The sequence below is a fragment of the Mesorhizobium sp. LNJC405B00 genome (assembly GCF_000502615.1).
In the GTDB taxonomy this organism is placed as follows: domain Bacteria; phylum Pseudomonadota; class Alphaproteobacteria; order Rhizobiales; family Rhizobiaceae; genus Mesorhizobium.
Genome location: NZ_AYWC01000009.1, coordinates 233,106 through 257,162, shown reverse-complemented (window position 1 = coordinate 257,162; position 24,057 = coordinate 233,106). Strand labels below are relative to the sequence as shown.

General features: G+C 62.3%; 19 protein-coding genes. 9 read left to right on the top strand and 10 right to left on the bottom strand.

Annotated elements, in window-relative coordinates; all coding sequences use genetic code 11:
* Positions 1 to 79: 79 nt before the first annotated feature.
* Entirely contained in the window at positions 80 to 3,061 is a 2,982-nt protein-coding gene (gene ileS, locus X756_RS147505; RefSeq protein WP_023730462.1) for an isoleucine--tRNA ligase, read from the bottom strand.
* Between the two features lie 232 nt (positions 3,062 to 3,293).
* Entirely contained in the window at positions 3,294 to 4,097 is an 804-nt protein-coding gene (locus tag X756_RS147510; RefSeq protein ID WP_023730461.1) for a MipA/OmpV family protein, read from the bottom strand.
* Between the two features lie 213 nt (positions 4,098 to 4,310).
* Between X756_RS147510 and X756_RS147515 the strand changes: the two genes are divergently transcribed.
* The 4 genes from X756_RS147515 to X756_RS147530 all read left to right on the top strand — a co-directional run bounded on the left by X756_RS147515 (position 4,311) and on the right by X756_RS147530 (position 6,204).
* Positions 4,311 to 4,616: a metalloregulator ArsR/SmtB family transcription factor gene (locus X756_RS147515; protein WP_031244613.1), complete on the top strand. Its 306-nt coding sequence runs from the start codon at positions 4,311 to 4,313 to the stop codon at positions 4,614 to 4,616.
* A complete protein-coding gene (locus tag X756_RS147520; RefSeq protein WP_023730459.1) occupies positions 4,613 to 5,095 on the top strand; it encodes an SRPBCC family protein in 483 nt (160 codons plus the stop codon). The genes X756_RS147515 and X756_RS147520 overlap by 4 nt, the downstream gene beginning before the upstream one ends.
* 12 nt (positions 5,096 to 5,107) lie before the next feature.
* Complete coding sequence (locus X756_RS147525) at positions 5,108 to 5,521, top strand: MAPEG family protein (protein WP_023671536.1); 414 nt, start codon at positions 5,108 to 5,110, stop codon at positions 5,519 to 5,521.
* A 128-nt stretch (positions 5,522 to 5,649) separates the two neighbouring features.
* On the top strand, positions 5,650 to 6,204 hold the full coding sequence (locus X756_RS147530) for an HdeD family acid-resistance protein (protein ID WP_023671535.1): 555 nt from the start codon (positions 5,650 to 5,652) through the stop codon (positions 6,202 to 6,204).
* A 29-nt stretch (positions 6,205 to 6,233) separates the two neighbouring features.
* Here X756_RS147530 and X756_RS147535 read toward each other — a convergent pair whose 3' ends face one another.
* Positions 6,234 to 7,217, bottom strand: coding sequence for a bifunctional riboflavin kinase/FAD synthetase (locus X756_RS147535; protein ID WP_023682976.1), 984 nt, complete (start codon positions 7,215 to 7,217; stop codon positions 6,234 to 6,236).
* Positions 7,218 to 7,226: 9 nt separating this feature from the next.
* Complete coding sequence (locus tag X756_RS147540) at positions 7,227 to 8,087, bottom strand: TIGR01459 family HAD-type hydrolase (protein WP_023671533.1); 861 nt, start codon at positions 8,085 to 8,087, stop codon at positions 7,227 to 7,229.
* Between the two features lie 336 nt (positions 8,088 to 8,423).
* Between X756_RS147540 and X756_RS147545 the strand changes: the two genes are divergently transcribed.
* The 4 genes from X756_RS147545 to X756_RS147560 all read left to right on the top strand — a co-directional run bounded on the left by X756_RS147545 (position 8,424) and on the right by X756_RS147560 (position 13,938).
* On the top strand, positions 8,424 to 10,313 hold the full coding sequence (locus X756_RS147545; RefSeq protein ID WP_023694757.1) for a pilus assembly protein: 1,890 nt from the start codon (positions 8,424 to 8,426) through the stop codon (positions 10,311 to 10,313).
* Positions 10,314 to 10,500: 187 nt separating this feature from the next.
* On the top strand, positions 10,501 to 12,474 hold the full coding sequence (locus X756_RS147550) for a pilus assembly protein (protein ID WP_023689555.1): 1,974 nt from the start codon (positions 10,501 to 10,503) through the stop codon (positions 12,472 to 12,474).
* Between the two features lie 155 nt (positions 12,475 to 12,629).
* Positions 12,630 to 13,262, top strand: coding sequence for a LysE family translocator (locus X756_RS147555; protein WP_023730458.1), 633 nt, complete (start codon positions 12,630 to 12,632; stop codon positions 13,260 to 13,262).
* A gap of 139 nt (positions 13,263 to 13,401) precedes the next feature.
* The gene (locus tag X756_RS147560) at positions 13,402 to 13,938 is read left to right on the top strand and encodes a CAP domain-containing protein (RefSeq protein WP_023730457.1); all 537 of its coding nucleotides are present in this window, start codon (positions 13,402 to 13,404) and stop codon (positions 13,936 to 13,938) included.
* Positions 13,939 to 13,967: 29 nt separating this feature from the next.
* Here the strand turns inward: X756_RS147560 and X756_RS0134755 are convergent, their stop codons facing one another.
* From X756_RS0134755 to X756_RS147575, 4 genes are all read right to left on the bottom strand, one after another.
* Positions 13,968 to 16,586: an EAL domain-containing protein gene (locus X756_RS0134755; protein WP_023689552.1), complete on the bottom strand. Its 2,619-nt coding sequence runs from the start codon at positions 16,584 to 16,586 to the stop codon at positions 13,968 to 13,970.
* 334 nt (positions 16,587 to 16,920) lie between these two features.
* A complete protein-coding gene (locus tag X756_RS147565) occupies positions 16,921 to 18,456 on the bottom strand; it encodes a DHA2 family efflux MFS transporter permease subunit (protein ID WP_023730456.1) in 1,536 nt (511 codons plus the stop codon).
* A gap of 349 nt (positions 18,457 to 18,805) precedes the next feature.
* Positions 18,806 to 19,999, bottom strand: a complete 1,194-nt coding sequence (locus X756_RS147570) for an HlyD family secretion protein (RefSeq protein WP_023730455.1) — start codon at positions 19,997 to 19,999, stop codon at positions 18,806 to 18,808.
* Positions 19,996 to 20,466, bottom strand: a complete 471-nt coding sequence (locus X756_RS147575; protein ID WP_023705728.1) for a MarR family transcriptional regulator — start codon at positions 20,464 to 20,466, stop codon at positions 19,996 to 19,998. The genes X756_RS147570 and X756_RS147575 overlap by 4 nt, the downstream gene beginning before the upstream one ends.
* 462 nt (positions 20,467 to 20,928) lie before the next feature.
* On the opposite strand from X756_RS147575, the gene X756_RS147580 reads away from it, so the two are divergent.
* Positions 20,929 to 21,762 (top strand): AraC family transcriptional regulator, encoded by an 834-nt coding sequence (locus X756_RS147580; protein WP_023682983.1) that lies wholly within the window; start codon positions 20,929 to 20,931, stop codon positions 21,760 to 21,762.
* A gap of 42 nt (positions 21,763 to 21,804) precedes the next feature.
* On the opposite strand, the gene X756_RS147585 is transcribed toward X756_RS147580, so the two are convergent.
* Together X756_RS147585 and X756_RS147590 are read right to left on the bottom strand one after the other, a co-directional pair.
* Positions 21,805 to 22,740, bottom strand: a complete 936-nt coding sequence (locus X756_RS147585) for a helix-turn-helix domain-containing GNAT family N-acetyltransferase (protein WP_023712754.1) — start codon at positions 22,738 to 22,740, stop codon at positions 21,805 to 21,807.
* 79 nt (positions 22,741 to 22,819) lie between these two features.
* Entirely contained in the window at positions 22,820 to 24,007 is a 1,188-nt protein-coding gene (locus X756_RS147590) for an MFS transporter (protein ID WP_023730454.1), read from the bottom strand.
* Between the last annotated feature and the right edge of the window lie 50 nt (positions 24,008 to 24,057).

Genomic DNA, 24,057 nt, shown 5'->3' with positions numbered 1-24,057 from the left:
TCTCAACCACTCGTTAAGGGCAACGCGCGGGCGGTTTTCACCCGCCCGCCGTGGCATTTGTGCACCGGCTTATGAGCGCTTACAAACGCCCCAGAGCCTTGAGTTCATGCAGCACGGCGGCATCGCGGGCAGACACGTCGGGGAATTCCACGTCCTGCCCGACATCGGCGGTATAGCGCCACGAGCGCGCGCATTTGACCAACCCACGGTCCTCGGCCTTTTCAACCACCACCGCGACACCCTTGACGTCGTCGAGCGCAAAGGCGCCTTCCGGCGCCTTGCCGTGGGCGATGACGAGATCGCTGGTGATCGCCATTTCGGCCATGTCGACATCGGCGATCGCGGCTTCAAGCGCGGCATCGTCGAGGGTCACGACCGGCACGGCTTCCAGCGAGGCACCGATGACCTTCTGAGCGCGTGCGATCTCGAGCGCGCCGGTGACGACTCGGCGGACCTGCCGCACCTTGCGCCATTTTTCCGCCAGTGCCTCGTTCTTCCAGTCGGCCGGAATCTCGGGGAACTGGTCGAGATGCAGCGAGACAGCATCCGGATGACGGTCGAGCCAGGCTTCTTCCGTGGTGAAGGGCAGCATCGGCGCCAGCCATTTCACCAGGCAGTCGAAGAGGTGGCGCACCACTTGCACCGAGGCCTTGCGCTTCACGCTGGCGGGTCCCTCGCAATAGAGCGCGTCCTTCCTGATGTCGAAATAGAAGGCCGACAGCTCGACCACCATGAAGTCGAGCAAAGTGCGGGTGATGCGTTTGAACTCGAACGCGTCGTAGCCCGAGCGCACGACCTCATCGAGCTCGGCCAGCCGATGCAGCATCAGCCGCTCCAGTTCCGGCATCTTGTCCAGCGGCACCTCCTCGCCATCGTCATGGGCGAGCGTGCCCAGCATCCAGCGGATGGTGTTGCGGAGCTTGCGGTAGGCGTCGATGTTGGTCTGCAGCACGTTCTTGCCGAGACGCTGGTCTTCCCAATAATCCGTCGTCACCACCCATAACCGCAGAATGTCGGCGCCGGACTGCTTGATGACGTCTTGCGGCACCACGGTGTTGCCGAGCGATTTCGACATCTTTCGCCCCTCCTCATCCATGGTGAAGCCATGGGTGACGACGGTGTCGTAAGGTGCCCTGCCCCTCGTGCCGCAGCTTTCGAGCAGCGAGGAGTGGAACCAGCCGCGATGCTGGTCGGAGCCTTCGAGATAGACGTCGGCCGGCCATTTCAGGTCCGGACGGTCTTCCAGCGTGAAGACATGCGTCGAGCCCGAATCGAACCAGACGTCAAGGATGTCCATCACCTGCTTCCATTTGGAGGCATCGTGATTGCCGAGGAAACGCTCCTTGGCGCCGGCAGCGAACCAGGCGTCGGCGCCTTCCTGTTCGAAAGCATCCATGATGCGCTGGTTGACGGCTTCGTCCTTCAGCACGTTGCCATCCTCATCGGCAAAGACGGCGATCGGCACGCCCCAGGCGCGCTGGCGTGACAAGACCCAATCCGGGCGTTCCTCGATCATGGCGCGGATACGGTTCTGGCCGGCCGCCGGCACGAAGCGTGTGTCGTCGATCGCCTTCAGCGCACGGCTGCGCAACGTCGTGCCGTCGCCGAGGTCCTTGTCCATATAGACGAACCATTGCGGCGTGTTGCGGAAGATGATCGGCTTCTTCGACCGCCAGGAATGCGGGTAGGAATGCTTCAGCCGGCCGCGCGCGAACAGCGCGTTGCGCTTGATCAGTTCGTCGATGACCGCCTGATTGGCATTGCCCTTCTTGCCGTTATCGTCGATGACACGCGCGGCGCCACCTTCGCGATCCGGGCCAAAACCCGGCGCGTCCCTGGTGAAGAAGCCGGCATCATCTACAGTGAAGGGGATGGCAGGGTCGATGCCACGTGCGCGCAAATCCGATGCCGCATCCATCCAGGCATCAAAGTCCTCGCGGCCATGGCCGGGCGCGGTGTGGACGAAACCGGTACCGGCATCGTCGGTGACATGGTCCCCGGCAAGCATGGGTACGGCGAATTCGTAACCACCGCCGAGACCTTTGAAGGGATGTGAAAGTGTAAGGCTTCCAAGCTCTTCGACCGAAACGCTGCGAAGCCGATTCAAGGTGACCTTGGCCTTGGCCGAGGAGTCTTCGGCAAGCGCATCTGCAAAGATCAGCTTCTCACCGGGCTGTGGACCGAACGAATTTTCGGCTGCGGTAACTTCATAAAGGCCGTAGCCGATCCGTGACGAATAATTGACGGCACGGTTGCCGGGGATCGTCCACGGGGTTGTCGTCCAGATGACGACGTGGGCGTTGTCCAAAAGTGCAACGCTTTCCGGAACGCGCATGGACGGTGCAGCGTCTGATACAAAGTGCTCAACGCTCCAAAATCCTGACACAACTGGAAACTTCACCCAGATCGTGTCGGACTCATAGTCCTGGTATTCGATCTCGGCCTCGGCCAGTGCGGTGCGCTCGACGACGCTCCACATTACCGGCTTGGAGCCGCGATAGAGCTGGCCCGACATGGCGAACTTCAACAACTCCCCGGCGATGCGCGACTCCGAGTGGAAAGCCATTGTCGTATAGGGGTTCTTGAAATCGCCGACGACGCCGAGCCGCTGGAACTCGCCGCCCTGCACCGTGATCCAGTTCGCGGCGAAGTCGCGGCATTCCTTGCGAAACTCGTTGACCGGCACCTCGTCCTTGTTCTTGCCCTTGGCGCGGTACTGTTCCTCGATCTTCCATTCGATCGGCAGGCCATGGCAGTCCCAACCCGGCACATAATTGGCGTCATAGCCGCGCATCTGGAACGAACGGGTGATGACGTCCTTGAGGATCTTGTTCAGCGCATGGCCGATATGGATGTTGCCATTGGCGTAGGGCGGGCCGTCATGCAGCACGTATTTTTCGCGGCCGGCCGCGTCCTCGCGCAGCTTGCGGTAGAGATCCATGTCCTGCCAGCGCTTGACCAGCTGCGGTTCTTTTTCAGGCAAGCCGGCGCGCATCGGGAAATCCGTCTGCGGCAGGTAAAGCGTCTTGGAATAGTCGATCGTTTCAACAGTGTCGGTCATTGGTCTGCCATGTGCATTGCCCGGCGGGCGTAAAAGCTCGGGCGTGAACTATCATGATTGGAAAAGCGCGAGGGGGCGCGCAAAACTCCCGGCGGCTCCGGCGGCGCTCAGGCCGCCCGGAACACCGGGCCTGTAATTCGTATCGTCAGCGCGCGAAGGCGTGAAAAGCTCGTCATTGCCGGGCTTTTAGCCGAGAAAGCCGCAGGAATAAAGCGTCTCTTGTTCGATTCACTTACATCGCGAAGTCGAAGCGATAGGTGGTCGAGACGCCGACCGTGAACTGGTTACGGTCGCCGCGCTCCTTGACCAGGCTGGAATCGGCAGCCGGGCCCATCAGGCGCGCATATTCGCCGAACAGGCTGGCGGTCATCGGATCGGTCACCTTCCAGGTGATGGCGCCACCAAGGCCGGTCGATTTCAGGCCGCCGCCAGGATGGTGTTCGCTCAGGCCCGAGGCCGCAGCCTCCTTGGCGTTGACACCATAATAAGAGTCGAAATAGCCCGACGAGGCAAAGGACACGCGTGGTCCGCCCGAAATTCTGACAGTCGGCGTCACGTCGTAGAAAGCATCGGCGGCGATGTCGGCGACAAAGCCATCATGGGCACGAATGCCATGGCGCAGTTCGGCGCGGGCGCGCAGCCAGTCCGTCGGATAGATTTCGAAGAAGCCGCCGACCTCACCGCCCCAGCGCACCGGGTCGAGGCCCTTGAGCTCATCCTTGCTGTCGCGGGAAAACAGGAATTTTCCGGTCAGGCCGGCGCGGACGCCGCCATCGTCGACCAGCGCCAGCGAGATGTTGTCGTTGCGCGAGGTAAAGCGCGCGGCCGGGCCGGCCTTGCCCAGCGAGATGATCGGCGATGCGCTGAGCAGATAGCTGTTGGAGCCCTCGAATTTCGGCGCGACCATGCCGGTGGCGCCAAGCGTCAGGTACCAGTCGCCGGACATCCAGCCGAAGGCACCCTCGCCCGCATTGGCGGTGGACACAGTGAGCAGCGCCGAGGCGAGAAACAGCGGAATCGTCCAGACAATACGCATCACCACCCCATACGCGAAACAAAACGGAGAGAACACCCGGCAGCCAAAGCCATGGCGCCGGTTCGGTAAAATTTGACTTAAAATCTACAGCAGTGGCGGCAACTGCGACCCTGTTTTTTTTGCGCTGTGGCCCATTTGAACAGGGCGCGCCGGGCCTGTGGCGATTTGACAGAAATAGCGAGGTTGCCTAAATTCGCGTTAGTGCAGACTAACATGAACACATGGACCGCGCTTGGCGACCCGACCAGGCGGACGATCTTCGAACTGCTGGTCGAACAACCCTGTTCGGTCGGGGAATTGGCTCGTGCGCTTCCTGTCACCCGGCCGGCGGTCTCGCAGCACCTGAAGGTGCTCAAGGACGCCGGCCTCGTGGCCAACACACGGCTAGGCAAGCAACGCATCTACCGGGTCGAACCGGAAGGCTTGGCCAGCCTGCGCGCCGAACTCGACCGGTTCTGGAGCAAGACCTTGGCGGCCTACAAAGTGGTCGTCGAACAGCCCTTGAAGGAGCAGGAATGAGCACACATCAACCGCCCGTGAGGCACTCCATCCTTGTCGAGGCTCCGATCGCACATGCCTTCAAGGTCTTCACCGAGGACTTCGGCAGTTTCAAACCCAAAGAGCATAACCTGCTTGCGGTGCCGATCGCGGAGACGATCTTCGAACCCCGCGTTGGCGGTCACGTCTACGACCGCGGTGTGGATGGCAGCGAGTGCCGCTGGGCACGAGTGCTGGCCTACGAGCCGCCGAACCGACTGCTTCTGAGTTGGGATATCAGCCCTCAATGGCAGATCGAGACCAATCCGGACAGGACCAGCGAGTGGGAAGTCCGGTTTACGGCGGAGACGAATAGCCGGACCCGCGTCGAGATCGAGCATCGCAATCTCGAACGTCATGGCGAAGGCTGGGAAGGCGTGCGCTTTGGGATTGACGGTGATCGAGGCTGGCCGCTGTATCTCAGGCGATTCCAAGATCTTTTTGCCAGCAAGGTGACCTGAAGGAGCACAATTATGGAACCCTATTGGCTAAGCATCCTCGGTGTACTGATCCTCTGTCTTTTGTCAGTCGCGCTGGCGGTTTACTCGGGTTCGTCCAAGGGATTTGCCGGAGCGCTTTCCGGTCCGGTGATCCCGGCCGACGACGCCAATCTCCTCTACAGGATCGACCGCGTGCATATGAACTCGGTCGAGGCGCTGGCGCCTTTTGTCGTCCCGGCGGTGCTGGCCATGATGGTTGGCGTTGGGTCGGCCACGTTGGCGACCATTGTCTGGGTTCATGTGGCGATACGCCTGCTTCACCTGGGGGTTTACCTACGCGGCGGCAATGCCGCCAAGGGTGGCAGTGTCAGAACGATCGTCTACGTCTCTGGAGCGATCGTCACGCTTGTCCTCGTCCTTGTGACTGGGTGGGCTGCCATAAATTGACACGTACGCGCGAACCTCAAGCCACCGACGCTTTGTTTGTTTGCTAGCCGTCGCCATCGGCTGGACGTCCGCTACAGCCGGGGCTAACCTCCCGGCAAGGTGCCAGGCGATTTCGAGGAGATGCAGCCATGACCCTGCACGGTGATACCCTCAAAGATGCGATCGGCCGGACACGGGACAAATGGGGGTGGTTCGTCGCGCTCGGCGTGCTGCTGCTCATCTTCGGCGGCATTGCCTTCGGCAATCTGTTCATCGCCACCGTCGCCTCGGTCTATGTCGTGGGCTGGCTGATGCTGATGGCCGGCATCATCGAGATCGTGCATGCCTTCGGCGTGAAGACCTGGAGTCGCTTCTTCTATTGGCTGCTCAGCGGCCTACTTTATGCCGTTGCCGGTTTCTTTGCCTTCGACAATCCGCTGCTGGCCTCGACGGTGCTGACCTTGCTGCTGGCGGTGGCGCTGGTCGCTTCAGGCGCGCTCAGGGCCTGGGTCGGCTATAGCCACCGACCGGAAAAGGGCTGGGGCTGGGTCGTCGCGGCGGGCCTGATCAGCGTGCTGGCGGGGCTGACCATCGCCATGGGCTGGCCGGTCAACAGCCTGTGGGTGCTCGGCCTGTTCCTGGCCATCGACCTGATCTTCCAGGGCTGGAGCTTCATCGCTCTCGGACTGGCGTTGAAGAAGTAGGGGCTTGAAGAGGTAAGCGGCCGGAAGGCTCAAAAAGCGATGGCGCCGTCCAGATCCGAAAGCGGCCTGACGCCGGCCAGCAGCGCGCGCGCCTCCGCCTCGTCGCGCTTCATTTGTGCCACCAGCCCATCGAGCCCATCGAACTTCACCTCGGGACGCAAAAAGCCGAAGAGCGATACGTCGCAGATCTCGCCATAGAGATCGCCGGCAAAGTCGAAGACGAAGGTTTCGAGCAGCGGCGCGCCATTGTCGTCGACAGTCGGGCGACGCCCGAAGCTGGCGACACCATCATAGAGCGTGCCGTCGGCGCGGCGAAAGCGGACGGCATAAATCCCTTCCTTCAGAGTCGTTTCCGGCGAAAGCCTCATGTTGGCTGTCGGGAAGCCGAGCGTGCGGCCGAGCTGCTGGCCGCCGATCACTTCGCTTTCGACGGTGAAGCGGTAGCCGAGCAGGCCTGCGGCCTCGGCGACCTCTCCCTCGCAGAGCAGCTCGCGGATACGGCTCGACGACACCACCTCGGCGCCCTCGTCGCGAAAGGCGTCGACCAGGGTGACGCCGAAACCATGGCGCTCGCCTGCCGCCATCAGAAACGCAGGACCGCCCTGCCGGTCCTTGCCGAAGTGAAAATCGAAGCCGGTGACGGCATGGGTGATGCCGAGGTTCGTCTCCAGCACATCGGTCACGAAAGCCTCGGCCGACAGGCCGGCAAAGGCGCGCGTGAACGGCTGTTCGACGAGTGCGGCAAAGCCCAGATGCGACAGCAGCCGCGCCTTCATCGGCGGCGGCGTCAATACGAACAGCGGCATATCGGGCCTGAACACCTTGCGCGGATGCGGGTCGAAGGTCAGCACTAGCGCCGGCACGCCGCGCCGCCCGGCTTCGGCAAGCGCGCGATCGAGCACCGCCTGGTGGCCGCGATGGACGCCGTCGAAATTGCCGATCGCCACCACGCCGCCGCGCAAATGCGGCGGCAGCGGCGCGGTTGCTGAAATGTGTTCGAAAGCTGCGCTCATGCAGCAACCCTACCGCAGTCTCGGAATGACGGCGACCGGCCGGTAGCCGTGCTTTTGCAGAAAGGCTGCAAGCCTGGCGGGGTCCGGCTGCATGGGATCGCCATAGTCGCGCGCGTGAATGCCGCCCGAGACGTAAAGCACGTCGATGCCGTTGTCGGCGGCGCCCTTGACGTCGGTCATCATGCCGTCGCCGATGGCCAGCACCTCGGTGCGCGCGACGTCTCGGCCGAGAAGCACGGCGACCTCCCGCAGCGCTACGTCATAGACCGGCGCATAAGGTTTTCCGGCGATCAGCGTGCGGCCGCCAAGCTGGGCATAGTCGCGCGCCAAGGCGCCGGCGCACCAGATCATGCGCTCGCCGCGTTCGACCACGATGTCGGGATTGGCGCAGATGAAAGGCAGGTTCCTGGCGCGCAGCCGGCGCAGCAGATCGGCGTAATCCTCAGGCGTTTCCACCTCGTCGTCGAACAGCCCGGTGCAGACCGCGCCGGAGGCCTCGAACTCCTCGACGAGCTCGACGTCCAGACCGTCATAGAGGGTGAAATCGCGGTCGGCGCCGATATGGAAGATTTTTCGTGGGCCTTCGGCGATAAGGTCGCGGGTCACATCGCCTGAGGTCACGACGCGGTCGTAGGCGGCGGCGGGAACGCCGATCGCATTCATCTGCGCCACCACATCGGCATTGCGGCGCGGCGAGTTGGTGATCAGGACGACCGGGACCTTCGCCGCACGCGCGGCGGCAAGCGCTTCGGCAGCCGCCGGAAAATGCCATTCGCCATTGTGGATCACGCCCCAGACATCGCACAGGATGGCCGAGTAGGCGCCCGACAAATCCGCGAGCGAGCCGATGATATCAGGCGAATCCGCCATGCCGTTTACCTGCTGTGACGATCATTGCGAGAGCTGCAGCCGACGGTCCGCCGCAACCGGCCCCGCATTAACCGAAGCGTTTCATCCTGTCACCAGCTTTTCGGCACTTGCCAGGCTGTTGCGCAACGGGCTGATCGAAGGTTGCACAGGCAGGAACCACCCTTCTCCGAGCTTCGGTCTATCGAAACAATGTCGCACCGCTGATCACCAGGGCCGAGTGGTTAACGAGCCTTGAAAAGATGGGCCTATGTTGAACGCATTTCAGCAACCTGAAATTTAACGATTTTGTGGGCATCTTCGGACCGATATTGGGGTCCTGGCAGGGGTGCTGAAGGCATGATCCGCAGATTTCTGAACGACAGACGCGGCAACTATGCCTTGATGACAGTGATCACCATGGTGCCCTTGATGGGCGCGCTGGCGCTTGCCATCGACTACACCGATCTCTTGCGCCAAAAGCAGAACATGCTGAACGCGCTGGATGCCGCCGGGATTGCCACGGCACAGCAGATCGTCACCGGGGCGACCGACACGGCAGTCAAGGCCTATGCGAAGGATTTCTTCGAAGCCAATCTCGGCCGCGTCAAAGCAGCCAATACGGCCCTGACGGTGACGCTTCCCAACAACAACGCAGGTGGTGGCACGCTGAAGCTGTGCGCCGAATTGACGTACCACCCCTATTTCCTGCCGGCAGCGGCCATGATGATCGGAAGAACCGCCGCCGACGTCACAACATCGGCATGCTCGGAGATCCGCCTCAAAAACACGCTGGAAGTGTCTCTCGTGCTCGACAATTCCGGCTCTATGAGCATCAACGGCTCCGGCACCGGCCAGCCGCGAATAGATTTGCTCAAGAAGGCCGCGACCGAGCTTGTCAATACAATGGCGCTCCAGGCCGCACAAATGAAGCAGGTGACCAAGCCGGTGCAGTTCTCGCTGGTCCCGTTTTCTGCGTCGGTCAATGTCGGCGCTCCGATCCCCCCGGCTCCATTGCCGACGTGGCTGGACACGACCGGCATTTCCCCGATCCATCATCAGAACTTCGATTGGTCGACGATGACAGCGGCGGCAAATGCCACCAAATGGATCGAAAAAGTAGGCAGCGTTTACTACCAGCGCGGCACGGGCTGGGGCACAGACAAAGACAAGGAGATGACGCGTTTCACCCTCTATCAGGACATGATGGCAACGACCTGTACGAAGAAAAACTCGAACGGCACTTGCAAGACCTCAGTCGTCGCCAAATACGAAGCCTGGAAGGGCTGCGTGGAGGCGAGGCCGTATCCCTATAATGACGACGACACGTCGCCGACCACTGGGACGCCCGCCACCATGTTCGTGCCGATGTTCGCGCCGGACGAAGCTGGCAATTTCTGGACCGACACAACTCGCACCAGCACATCGACGTGGGGTTACGCCAACAATTGGTGGATCGATTATTCCGACACGCTGACTGTCCCCAAACGCCAGGCGGATATGCGCAAGTATTTTCTGACAAAGCCCTGGGACGCAGCAGCCGCTGCGGCCGATGATGGACCCAATTCGGCATGCACGACCGCCGCGATCACGCCGTTGCAGGACATAACCACCACCGATGGCAAGAAAATCCTGACGGATGCCATCAATGCCATGGCCCCGACGGGCAACACCAACGTGCCGGAAGGGCTGGCCTGGGGCTGGCGGACGGTGTCGAGCAACGAGCCTTTTACGCAAGGCCGGCCGAACACCGAAAGAGGCAACGACAAAGTGGTCATCGTCCTGACCGACGGCGCAAACACCTATAGCATCGGCCCCAGCAACGACATGACCAGCAACTACGCCAAGAATGGATCGACCTACGCCGCCTATGGCTACACCGGCCCTAATTTTCCGAAGCCAGTGGAGCCTGCGACCCGCCTGTTCGTCAACACGACCGTCGCCAAGACAACCTATACGGCGACCAACTACACGGCCGCGCTTGACGAGCAGATGCAAACCCTTTGCGCCAATGCGAAGAATTCGAACATTCTCTTGATGACCGTCTCGCTCGACCTTGTTAGTTCCAAGCCGGCGGAAAAGACTGCCATAGATGCGCTCAAGAAATGCTCCTCGGATTCGCGCTTCCGCAAGGATCCGACCGACCCGAGCAAACCGGCGAAGCTGTACTGGAACGCGACCGGCGCCACCTTGTCGCAAAGTTTCAAGGAAATCGCCGACGAACTGTCGAACCTGCGCATCGTCAGCTGATCGGCGCGATCTTTCGAACAAGGCGCTCCGCCTCGGCGGGGCGTTTTGCGTTCGGCAGCTGGCGCATTTGGTTAGCGCCTGGTGAAGCGCTATCCGCGCAATCGAGCAGTTTCCCAAACCCGTCCTTCAACGTTTTGTGAAACTGTGGCGGCATTGAAGAATCCGCAGGCGGGGCCGCTTACATCACATGCGTGAACTCTGGCGCACATTCCGACGTGACTTCTGGCGTGACCGCCGCGGCAATTACGCTCTGATGACCGTTGTGGCGATGGTGCCACTGATGGGCGGCGTGGCCATGGCCGTCGACTACACCGGCGTGGTCAGCGAGAAGCAGAGGGTGGTCAACGCGCTCGACGCCGCCAACTTCGCCACCGCGCGCCGGCTGGTGGAAGGCGCCACCGACGACCAGTTGCGGGCCTATGCGCTCGACTTCTTCAAGGCAAACCTCAACGACGTCGATCCCGCCGACACGACGCTCAGCGTTACGCTGCCCAGCAGCACGACCGGCGGCGGCATCGTCAAGCTGTGCGCCAGCCTGGTCTACAAGCCCTATTTCCTGCCGGCAGCGGCGATGCTGATCGGCAGGACGTCGGAAAACGTCACCTACTCCGTGTGTTCGCAAGTCCGGCTGAAGAACACGCTGGAAGTGGCCATGGTGCTCGACAATTCGGGGTCGATGTCGAACACGGGCACGGGTGCCGGACAAAAGCGCATCGACCTTCTCAAGCAAGCCGCCAAGCAGCTCGTCGACACGCTTGCCTTGCAGGCCGCGATGATCAAGCAGATCGACAAGCCGGTCCAGTTCAGCCTTGTGCCGTTCGCCGCCTCGGTCAATGTCGGCGCCAGCAACGACAACGCGTCGTGGATCGACGCCTACGGGCTGTCGCCCATCCACAATGAGAATTTCGCCTGGTCCACGCTTAACGCAGCCGACAAATATGCCCAGAAGATCGGCGGCATCTGGTACAAGAAAGGCACTGGCTGGGGTGAGCAGGAGGGGCAGATGCTGACCCGCTTCTCGCTCTACCGCGACATGAAGGTGGTCACCAGCCACGAGCGCATCGTCGGCAGCAAACGCGTGGTCTGCGACAAATATCGCGCCAATCATACATGCTCGGACAGCCACAACGAATACGACTACAACGACACATACGGACCGTTCGCCAGCTGGCAGGGCTGCGTCGAAGTGCGGCCCTATCCCTATAATGTCAACGACGCGCCGGCCTCCGGCGGACCGAACAACACCGGCACCGGCGTCGGCGATCCCGCGACCATGTTCGTGCCGATGTTTGCGCCGGATGAGCCGGGCAATCATTGGTACATAACGCAGGACCCCGACGAGGTGGCCCCCAAGACCTATGGCGCAGCCAACAGCTGGTGGAACGACGATCCGGCGAGCACCACCGGCAAGACCAGGCAGTCCAACATGGCCAAGTATTTCCAGCCACGGCCGATCAATGCTCCGGTGCTGGGGACGGGTGCAGGTCCGAATTACAGCTGCACCACCACGCCGATCACACCGCTGACCGACGTCGCCAACGCCGCCGGGCTGACCAAGATCAAGGCAGCAATCGACCTGATGGCGCCCAACGGCAACACCAATGTGCCGGAAGGCATGGCCTGGGGCTGGCGCACCGTCTCCAGCACGGAGCCTTTCACAGGAGGACGTCCTGAGACGGAACGAGGCAATGACAAGGTGGTCATCGTGCTCACCGACGGCGAGAACACCTATTCGACGGTGAGTTCCGACCCCGCCGGCAACAAGTCGACCTATGCCGGCTATGGCTATACCGGCGTCGGCTACAACGGCACTGCGGTCACCCGCCTGTTCGGCGGCACGTCGAGCGCCATCGGCCAGCTCAACTATTCGTCGAGCAACTACACCGCCGCGCTCAACGAGCAGATGGCGACGCTGTGCAACAACGCCAAGGCGGCCAACATCATGGTGATGACGGTGGCGCTCGACATGTCGACGACCGACGCCGGCGACAAGAGCGCGATGGAGGCACTGAAGACGTGCTCGTCGGACTCGCGCTTCCGCAAGGATCCGACCGACCCGAGCAAGCCTGCAAAACTGTTCTGGAACGCGACCGGCGCCACGCTGTCTGACAATTTCAAGGAAATCGCAAACGAGCTCTCGAACCTGCGCGTGGTGAGCTGAGGGTTGAAGCTGCTGATCTTCCCCCTTGCGGGGGAAATTGACGGCTTCGCCGCTTTCGACATTTTTCGACGCTGGCGCAAAGTCTCCGGCCATCATGCTCTTGCGGTGAGTCAAAACGCGTGCTCGGTATCGTCACCGCCTCCCGGAGATTGCCCGTGCCCGAAACCGCCAACCATCTCGCCTTCGCGCTGGTCTGCCTGGGCATGGTGCTGACGCCCGGGCCGAACATGATCTACCTGATCTCGCGCTCGCTGTCGCAAGGCCCCAAGGCCGGGCTGATCTCGCTCGGCGGCGTGGCGGCCGGCTTTCTGTTCTATGTCGTATCGGCTGCGCTGGGCATCACCGCGCTGCTGCTTGCCGTGCCGTTTGCCTATGACGCACTGCGCATTGCCGGCGCGCTCTATCTGCTATGGCTCGCCTGGCAAGCGGTGCGACCCGGCGGGCGCTCACCATTCCAGGTGCGCGAACTGCCGAAGGACAGGCCGCGCAAGCTGTTCGCGATGGGCCTGATGACCAATCTCCTCAACCCCAAGGTGGCGGTGCTTTATCTGTCGCTGCTGCCGCAGTTCATCTCGCTGGGCAAGGGCCATGTGCTGTCGCAGCTTCTGGTGCTCGGCGCCACGCAGATCTCGATCAGCCTGACCGTCAATGCCATCATCGCGGTAACGGCCGGTTCGATCGCGACCTTCCTTGCCGGACGGCCGCTATGGATGGTCATCCAGCGCTGGATGATGGGCACGGTGCTTGCCGGGCTGGCGCTTAAAATGGCGACCGACGCGCAACGCTGATCGGAGGCAACGCGCCGAGACTACATCGGCCGCCGACCTTCCCATTCGAATCGATCGGCCGAACCCGCACGGAGGCCAGCGATTGAGATTTTCGCGGCCCTGCCCGGCAAAAGCCATGATCGCCGCTAAGTCAGCTCGCATGACAATGATCTGCAGCACCAATCACCCGCTCGCGCAAACCCGCTCTGGCGCAGCAAGTCCAAAACCAAACAGGCGCCTGCTGCTGATCGGCCTTGCAGCCATGGCCGGCCTCGCTGCTTGCAGCACGGTCTCGGTGCCGACCGGCGAAGGCGCCGGTGTGTCGTCCTCGGCCACCGCGACGCTGGCCGGCATCCGAGCTTCGGCCGGACTGCCGGCGCTGGTGCCGGACGCCCAGCTCGAGCAGGCCGCTCGGCAGCAGGCCGGCTATATGGCCTCACGCGAACGCATGAGCCACACGACGGGCTGGGGAAAGGATTTCGCGTCGCGGATGAAGGACAATGGCGTGCGGGGCGCCGCCGCCGAGAACATCGCCGAGGGCCGCTTCGACCAGCAGAAACTGTTCGACATATGGATGCATTCGGCTGGCCACCGCCGCAACATGCTCGATCCGGATTTCAGCCGCTTCGGCCTCGCCTATGTACGCGACGGACGCGACAGCGCCATCCGCTACTGGAGCCTGGTGCTCGGAAAATAGCAGCCAGCGGTTACGGCGCGAGCCAGCCGTCAGCCTTTCGCGATCAGCTCGCCGATATCCCCAGCCGACAGGGGTTCGCTGAAATAATTGCCCTGCACCTCGTCACAATTGTTCTTGCGCAGGAAGGCGACCTGGTCTTCCGTTTCGACACCTTCGGCCAGCACCCGAAGGTTCAACTTCTGCCCCAGGGAAATCACGGCGCCAGTGACCGCCTGATCGTTCTCGTCGGTCGCGAGATCGTTGATGAAGGACTTGTCGATCTTCAGCCGCGCCACCGGAAACGTCTTGAGGGCGCTGAGACTGGAATAGCCTGTTCCGAAATCGTCGATCGATATCTGCACGCCGAGCTTTTGCAGTCCGTTCATCGTTGCGACCGCCAGCTCGAAATCCTGCATGATCAGGCTTTCCGTCACTTCGAGCTCGAGATACCTCGCCTCCAGGCCGCTTTCCTTCAATGCGTTGACGACGCGGTCGATCAGGTTCTTCTCCCGGAACTGCCGCGCCGACACGTTGACGCAGACGGTTACGGGCGACAGACCGGCGCGCTGCCAGGCTTTGTTCTGCCGGCAGGCTTCGTGCAGGATCCAGTCGCCGAGCGGCACGATCAGCCCGGTCTCCTCGGCGGTCGGGATGAACATCGCCGGCGAAACCAGGCCTCGCGTCGGGTGGTTCCAGCGCACCAGCGCTTCGACGGCGAAAACCTGCCCCGATCGCAGATCCACCTGTGGCTGATAATGCAGAGCGAATTCCGACCGGGCGAGCGCGTTTCGCAATTCCTCCTGAAGCAGGAATTTTTCATGTGCCGTTGAGTTGAACTCCGGGGCATAGAACTGGAAATTGTCGCGGCCGAATTCCTTGGCGCGATACATGGCGGCGTCGGCATTGGCCAACAGCGTATCCGGGCTGGTCCCGTCCTTCGGGTAATTTGCGATGCCGATGCTGGCCGTCGTTCTCAGCCGATGCTCTCCGACAAGAACCGGTTCCGCGATCGCATCCCTGATCGTCTGCAGGGTTTCCGAGACCACATCGACATTGGTGGTTTGGTCGAACAGGACGATGACAAATTCGTCGCCGCCAAGCCGCACGACGGTGTCGGTGGCCTTCACGCATCCAACCAAACGGCTGGCGACGGTCTTGAGGAGTTCGTCGCCGGCATTGTGGCCAAACGTATCGTTCACCAGTTTGAAATTGTCGAGATCGATGAACACCACCGTCATCCAGCGATTGTATCGCTGCGCGTAGAGGACCGCCTGGGAAAGCCGATCCTCCAGCAAAGCGCGATTGGGCAGGCCGGTCAGCGCATCATGGTTGGCCATGAAGTGGATCTGGTCTTCCGCCAATTTGCGCTCGATCGCGATGCCGGCAATGTGTGTGGTGAATTCGATCAGGCGGGTCTCGGCATGGGTGGGTTCGCGCACGGTCATCGAATACATGGCAAAGGCGCCCAACACGACGCCCCGATGCGACAGGATCGGGGTTGACCAGCACGAACGATAGCCATGGGCTGCCGCCAGTTCGCGGTAATCGTCCCAAAGCGGATCCTGCAGAATATCGGTAACAATGACCGGTTCCCGCCGGTAGATGGCGGTTCCGCAGGATCCCACCTTGGGACCGATGGCCGCCCCATCGATGGCGCTCGTATAGGCTTTCGCCAGGCCCGGCGCCGCACCGTGACGCAAATGAACGCCGTCCTTGTCGAGCAGCAGGACGGAACCGAATATCCCCTTCAACTGAGCCTCGACGAAGCGCATGAGGCGGTCGAGCACGTCCTCCAGCGGCGCGCTCGTGGCAATCATTTCGAGGATCTGCGCCTGCCCGCTGCGAAGGACATCCGCCTGCTTGCGGGCGGTGATGTCGTGGGCAATGCCAACCAGGCCGAAGATTTCATTTTGGCGATTGCGCAACGGCACCTTCGTCGACGAAAGCCATTTGCCGCTCCCCGACGCATCGACGACAAACTCTTCCGCGTCGATCACTGGTTGTCCGCTCTTGAGCAGGCGCTGCTCGACCAGGCGAAATTTCCGCGCAACTTCCGGGGGGTGGAGATCAAAATCGGTCAAACCGATCATGTCGCTGGTCTTGTTGCGGCCGCTATCGGTCGCAAGGGCGCTGTTGACCACGACGAAACGGCTTTGCGTATCCTTGACCCAGAGATAATCGGGCACCCAGTCGATCAGCGCCTGCAGCGAAATGCGCTCGTCGACGATCTGCCGATTGGCGAGGAGTTCAGTGATGTCCTCATGCGTGGCGATCCAACTGCCATCGGGCATGGGCTGGTTACGGATCTGGATTGTGCGACCATCGACAAGTTTGGCGGTCCAGAGCCGCGAAGCCTTGCCCGAATTGATCGAGCGAGCCGTTGCGAGATAGGTGTCGGCGGCCGTCGCCGCCGTGCCGGCGGCAACGCGGCGTTCGACTATTTCGCTCAGTGTCACGCCAGGCCGCAATTCCTCGGGCGCAATGCGGTAGATTTCCGCATAGCGCCGGTTGCTCAGGATCAGCCGTTCATCGGCATCGAAAAAGCAGATGCCTTGCGAAATATTCTCGATCGCAGTCTCGAAGCGCAGGGTCTGCCCTTCGAGACCCGCAATGGTCGTGCGAAGTTCTCCCTCGAGCGTGTCGTAGGAGACGTCAGCCAGTCTTGCCAACGCGGCTACGCCCACCGGCCCGCGCGCCCCGACGGATCTTCTGGATGACTTCGTGACCAAACAGACCTCCTCCGGTTTGGCACCTGAAACAAGAAAGGGCCTCTGTCGTGCCAGACGAAAGTCGACTGACAATGTTACAGATGTGCTAATTCAAGATGAACTGTAACGGAATTGGAGGCGTCAGCAACCAGATACCAAAGGTGCAAATGTCATTTCAAATGAACTTCCAACGGCTCATTAGCGATATTATTTTGCACACGCGGGTTTTGACGATCATCCGAGCAACAAATCATCAGGGGCAACCAGCTTGCTGCCAGCGCTACCGGCGCCCGCCTCAATCCATATGCGCGGCAGGAGCGGCCGCGCCGGCCGGAGCGGCCTTCGGCTTGCGCAGCAGGAAGACAAACGGAATGGCAACCAGCGTCATCACCATCAGCAGTTTGAAGTCGTTGACGTAGGAGATCATCATCGCCTGGATGTTGACCATGCGGTCCACCTGCGAAAGTGCCGTCGGATCGCCGCCTGCTGCCGCCGGCGAGAGCGCCCACAAATTGGAGTTGAATGGGTTGATGAAGGCCGACAATTCGGTGTGATTGACCTGCGTGTTGCGCACCATGAGAACCGTCACCACCGACACGCCGATCGACGAACCGAGATTTCGAACCAGGCTGAACAGGGCCGTGGCGTCGGTGCGGAAGCGCACGTCGAGCGTGGCGAAGGCCACCGTGGACAGCGGCACGAACACCATGCCCATGCCCAGGCCCTGGATGACGCCGGAGCTGAGGATCAGCCAATTGTCCATCTGCGGCGTGAAGGAGGACATGGTGTAGAGCGACTGCGCGGTGAGCAGAAAGCCGATGACGACGAGGATGCGGGCGTCGATCCTGCTCATGAGCCGTCCAACGACAAGCATCGAAATCATCGTGCCGACACCGCGCGGCCCCAGGACGACGCCGATGGTGACGGTCGGATAGCCGAAGATGGTCGACAGCATCGGCGGCAGCAGCGACATCGAGGCCAGGATCAGCACGCCCATGACGAAGATGAAGGCCAGACCGGTGACGAAATTGCGGTCGAGGAAGATCTTGGGGTCGATGAAAGGACGTTCCGCCGTCAGTGTGTGGATGATGAACACCCAGAAGCCGGTGATCGAAAGAGCAAGCTCGATCCAGATTTCGACCGAGGAAAACCAGTCGACCTCGCCGCCGCGGTCGAGCAGCAGCTGCAGTGCGCCGACGCCGAGCGAAATCATGGCGAAACCGAAGAAATCGAAGCTGCGTATCCGCCGGGCAACGACCGGCAAATAGGCTGCCATGCCGAGGAAGGCGATGATGCCGACCGGCAAGTTGATGAAGAACACCCAGCGCCAGTTGAAATTCTCGGTCAGCCAACCGCCCAGCGTCGGACCCAGGATCGGCCCTAGCATGATGCCGGCGCCCCAGATGGCCATCGCCTGGCCGTGGCGTTCCCTGGGGTTGATGTCGAGCAGGAAGGTCTGCGACAGCGGCACGATGGCTGCGCCGAACACGCCCTGCATCAGCCGGAAGAACACAATGCTCTCCAGGCTCCAGGCAATGCCGCACAGCATCGAGAACACGGTGAAGCCGACAACCGCCGCCAGGAACAGTTCCTTGCGGCCGAAGCGGTCGGCCAGCCAGCCGGTCACCGGCGTCATGATCGCGGCGGCAACGATGTAGGAGGTCAACACCCAGTTGATGTTGTCGGGCGACGCGCCGAGGTCGCCGGTCATGGTCGGCAGCGCGACATTGGCAATCGTGGTGTCGAGCGCCTGCATGACCGTCGCCAGCATCAGCGCCACAGTGATCAGGCCGCGATGCGGCACTTCCTTGAAAGGTTCTGGTGTGGTCATGATGCGGAACTTCCGACAGGTAACAAAAACGTGTACATTAGGTTTCCGGGCGGCGAGGCCTTCTCTGGTGAAGAGACCCTCATCGCGGTGGGACGCGATCTATCGATGTGGGGGTTACATCGATCGAAGGTCTCGACACATCAGGCGCTTGCCGCCCGGAAATCCAAGGTCCGAAGGATGGGCGCCGAGATGGTCCAGGTTCTGGGCAGGCCGCGATGCGGCCCGGTCCAATCCACCCCTCGTTCAACCTGCCGTCGGACCGATCCTGTCATCTCAACTTCACCTCGCCTGCGGCGGGCGTTCTGCCGGGCCGTGTTCCTGCTTTTCGAGATCACGGTCCATTCACAGTCTATTGTGCTTCGCCTGCGGTGGCGTGGCCGAAGATAGCGGGGAAGCCGCGGGCAACGCCGGTATCCACCGTAACCGAGGCGCTCATGCCGGTGCGCAGCGCCATTTTGGCGTCGGCATCGGTCAGCTCCAGGCGCACCGGAATGCGCTGCGTGACCTTGACCCAGTTGCCGGTCGCGTTTTGAGCTGGCAGCAGCGAAAACTCCGCGCCGGTGCCGGCGCCGATCGCCTTGACGGTGGCCTCGAAAGTTCTGCCCGGATAGGTGTCGACGACGATCTCGGCCTTCTGGCCAGGCTTCATGTGGGTAAGCTGGGTTTCCTTGAAATTGGCATCGATCCAGGTGTCGCCGGTCTCGACCAACGCAAACAGCGGCGTGCCGGAACCGACATACTGGCCGACCTTGAACGAGGAGGCCTGGCTGATGACGCCGTCGGCCGGCGCCTTGACCGTGGTCTGCGCCAGATCGTAGGCGGCCTTGTCGCGCGCGGCGAGTGCGGCCATCACCGTCGGATGCTTGTCGGTCTCGATATCGGGATTGCCGGCGAGAGCCGCCTTGGCGCTGATGATGCCTTGCTCGGCAACGGCCAGTTGCTGCCTGGCCTTGTCGAGATCGTTCTTGGCCTCGTCCAGCGACGATTTGGCGTTGATGCCCTTCTGGGCAAGGTCGGCGGCGCGGTCATACTGCGACTGCGCGTAGTCGACCTGGCTGGCATCGGACTTTTCCTGCGCCAGTGCCTGGCTGTAGGCGGCGCGCAGCTGTTCGATTCCGACGCGTGCGACTGCGACCGCCGCGTCGGCCTGGGCTAACGCGATCCGGTAGGGCTCGGGGTCGATGGCAAACAGCACATCGCCCTGCTTGACCTGCTGATTGTCCGAGATGCCGACCTGAACGATGCGGCCGGCGGTGTCCGAGGCGATCGACACCTTGGCCTGCTGCAAATTGGCGTTCTCGGTTTCCTGATAGCGGCCGCCGGTCACCCAGACATAACCGCCACCAATGGCCAGCGCGGCCGGCAGGGCGACCATCAGCAGCAAGCGGCCGAGGCGGCGCTTCTTGACCGGAGCCGGAGCGGGTTGAACCGGGGGAGCCACCGCGACAGGTGCTGCGGCCGGCTGTGCAGGCGCTTCGGCGGCCGGCTTTGCCGGCGTCTCGATCTTGGTTACATTCTCGTCTATCTTGGCTGCCGCGTTCATGCTGCTGCCCCTTCCGTACTCTTCAAGGACGACGTCTCGCCGTCCGCCAGGTTTTGCACGATGGTGTCCAGCGCCCGGATAAGGACGCGGCGGTCGTCCGGCGAAACGCCGACCAGCGATTCCTCATAAACTTCGCCAGCAAGGCTTTTGACCTCGGCATAGGCCGCGTTCGCCTTGGCTGTCGGGAAGATCATACGCACGCGCCGGTCAGTTGCGTCGGAGCGCCGCTCGATCCAGCCGCCCTCCTCCATCCGGTCGACAAGGCGTGAAACGCTGATCGGCTCGATTTCGAGAAGTTCGGCGAGGCGAGCCTGGGCGACGCCCGCCTCCTTGGCAACGCGAACCAGAAGCCGCCATTGTGCCGAGGAAAGGCCAAGTCCGCTGGCGCGCGCCTCGAAGCGCTTGCGCATAAGGCGCTGCACGTCGTGGATCAAAAAGCCCAATCTATCTATGCCGTCGGAAACCATGAGCGGTATATATTATAAGCGTGCTTACCATTCAAGGCGCCGCATTGCACCAGAGCCGAAAAAGAGGGATGGCAGCCATGCAGATGCGGTCATGGCACAGTCAATAACGGTTGCGGATGACCTCCCGACCGAGACGTGAATTGCCGTCGAGAACGCCGTGAGAAGAAAGGTCGTCTTGCGCGTCCTCGCCACCGGCACACCTAGGCTTTCGGCGGCATTTCGCCGGCGGCGAAGGCATCGAGCCGGCGGTGGTTCCACAGCGCATAGGCAAGGGTGGTGCCCGCACCTAGCGCGCCCAGATATTGTCCCAGCGAGCCAGGCCGAGGCCGCCCAGCAACGGCTTTCCACGATGGTGACCTGCCACAGTCGACCAGCGCCCTTCGATTTTACGACAGGCGCAATTTCGATCAAACTGGCCTCGCAAAAAGCCGACAAAATGTGCCGCCAAATGCGAGGAGACCTATGAACCCGACCGAGAAAGCGCTGTGGTTTGTCGAGAGCCATCTGCCGGAAGCGATCTCGCTTGAAGATGTCGCGCAAAGCAGCGGCGTCTCGCGCTTTCATGTGACGCGCGCCTTTAGCGCCGCCACCGGCCGTTCGGTGATGGGCTATATGCGCGCGCGCCGGCTGACCGAAGCGGCGCGCAAGCTGGCCTCCGGCGCGCCCGACATCCTCGCGGTCGCGCTCGATGCCGGTTACGCCTCGCACGAAGCCTTCACCCGTGCCTTCCGCGACCAGTTCGGCACGACGCCGGAACTGGTGCGCGCGCAGGGCAGCCTCAGCAATCTCGACCTCGTGGAGCCGATCCTGATGGACCAGTCCTTCCTCGCCTCACTGCCGCCGCCGCGCTTCGAGACCGGCCGCCCCTTCCTCATTGCCGGGCTCGGTGAACGCTACAGCTGCGAGACCAGCGCTGCCATTCCGATGCAGTGGCAGCGTTTCGGTCCCTATATCGGCAACATTCCGGGCGAGACCGGCGACGTCGCCTATGGCGTCTGCGTCAACGGCGACGATGCCGGCAATTTCGATTACATCGCCGGCGTCGAAGTGCTGGATTTCTCCGACCTGCCGAAGGAGCTTTCCCGGGTGCGCGTGCCGGCGCAGAAATACGCCGTGTTCACCCATGCCGAGCACATCTCCACGATCCGCCGCACCGTCAACACGATCTGGAACAAATGGCTGCCGGCCTCGGGGCACGATATAGCCGACGGCCCCGAATTCGAACGCTACGGCCCGGAGTTCGATCCGCGCAGTGGCAATGGCGGGCTGGAGATATGGATTCCGGTTAGAGTGTGAGAGCGTTTGCGCGCGATCTTGCCTTCTTCCGGTGAAAAGGCGCTACAGCTCCAGGTTCCAGTTCTGGCCGACCAGATCCTTGCCGAAGGCGTGATGGCGCTCTTCGTCCACCAGCCTGAAGCCGGCACTCTCGTAGATGTGGCGGGCGGCGGTCAGGATGTCGTTGGTCCATAGGGTCAGCGTCGTGTAGCCCTTGGCACGAGCAAAGCCGATGCACTCCTGAACCAGCCGCTTGCCGATGCCGAGGCCGCGCGCCGATGGTTCGACATAGAGCAGGCGCAGCTTCGCCACCGCGTCGGATTTGCGCACGACGAAGACCGAGCCGACCACCTCCCCTTGCCGTTCGGCAATCCAGCTGCGTTCCCATTCTGGATCGAAGGATTTTACGAAGGCGCCGAGGATTTCGGCGACCAGCGCCTCGTAGGTTTCGTCCCAGCCATAGTCCTGTGCGTAGATCTGTCCTTGGCGGCGCACCACCCAGCCGATGTCGCCGACCTGCAAGGGGCGCAGCATATACGGCACTTTGGACTCCGGGCTGTCGCCCAGGAGTTGCTGCACCGTCTGCATGGCCTTGACCAGCCGGTCCTGTTCGGCAGCAGGAAGCCGCTCCAGCAAGGCCGCGACCTGGTCGTGCGAAGCCCGGTTCAGCGGCGCGAAGGCCTGCCGGCCCACCGGCGTCAGCGTGATCGACGACTGCCGCGCATCCGACGCCAGCGGCGCGCGCGCAATCAGCTGCAGGTGCTCGAACTTCTTCAGGAGCCGGCTGACATAACCGGCGTCGAGGCCGAGATCGCGGATGAGATCGCTGGCGGTCAGGCCATCGCGATGCGCCAGTTCGTAGAGCACCCGCGCCTCGGTCAGCGAGAAGGCGCTTTTCAGCAGGCCTTCGTCGAGCAGACCTATCTGGCGGGTGTAGAAGCGGTTGAAAGCCCGCACCGCGTCGATGCGTTCCTTGCCGGGTTGATGATGGATCGTCATGGGAAGCCTCCTGCCCATCAACGATCGGTCATTTATTTGACTTAGTCAAGTATCGAGGAGATGCTCCCCCGGTCGTGTCTCAGGCGATGGCGCGGCGGCGCCGTGCGATCAGGACGAACAGGCCGAGCAGCACAACGCTGGCCGCAGCACTGGCGGCGGCAAATTCCGGCACCGGCCGAAAATCCTTGCCGTCGATCAGCAGCGATGCCGCGACCGGGCCGATCGCCAGACCGAAAAGCTGGGCCGCCGGCACCAGAAGCACGGCCGTGCGCGTCTCGTCGGCGGTGATCGCCAGCCGGATCTGATAGGGCACGATGAACAGAAGGATGAAGCCCATGATCAAGGCCGCGACCCAGAAAACCGTCAGGCCGGGGCTGCCGGCGAGCACCACGGAACTGGCGACGGCGACCACGCCGATCGCCACGATGGCGAAGCGGTAGTCGATACGCGCCTCGAGGACGGTAGCCGTCATTGCGCCCAGCACCTGCAATGCCAGGCTGGCCGAGACGATCAGGCCGACGCTGCGGCCATCGATGCCGTATTGTGCGCCAAGCGGCTCGAGAAACGCCCAGACCGAGCCGAAGAACATAAAGTAGCAGAAGACGCACAGCAAAGCGGCAAGCGAAGGAACGGTCAGCACATTGCTGAACTGTTCCTCCTTGGGCAGGTCGGCATAGCTATCGGGGACGATGAAGGCGACCGCCACCGAAGCGATGCAGACGACGGCAAGGACGATGAAGCCGCCTGCCGATCCGGCGGCCGGGATGACGTAAAGCGCCAGCAGCAGGGCAAGGGCGCATTGCGCCAGGGTCTGAAGGGTGACGAAGAAGCCGCCGATGCGCTCGGCCCGGCGCGAACGGGCGATCAGTTCCGTGGCGACCGCCACCAGCCCACCCTCGGCGAGGCCCGCCACCGCGCGGGCGGCAATCAGCGAGGTCGAGGTCAGCGCATGGGCGGTCGCCCCGTTCGCCAGCGCCAGCAAGAGCAGAAGGACGGCACTTTTCAAGCGCATATTGTGGGCGGACAGCATCATGGCGATGGCCGCCGATCCGATGCCGATGGCGATCATCTCCGCCGTGGCGACCAGCGCGAGTTCGTCACCGCTGACATGCCCTTCGGTGTAGAGCGCGCCGAGAAGCACCGGCTGCAGCCCGAGAATGAGCAGCCCGACCGAGCCGATCCACAATGCCGAGGCGAGTTGCGCCCCAGTGGGGTTGCCGACCAGCCAGTCGCCGTTCCCGGCATCCGCGTTACCAGCAGAAGTCACGGTCGCCTCCCAACGTCCTTGCCTGACGGCAAAAAAACTGACAGTCTGTC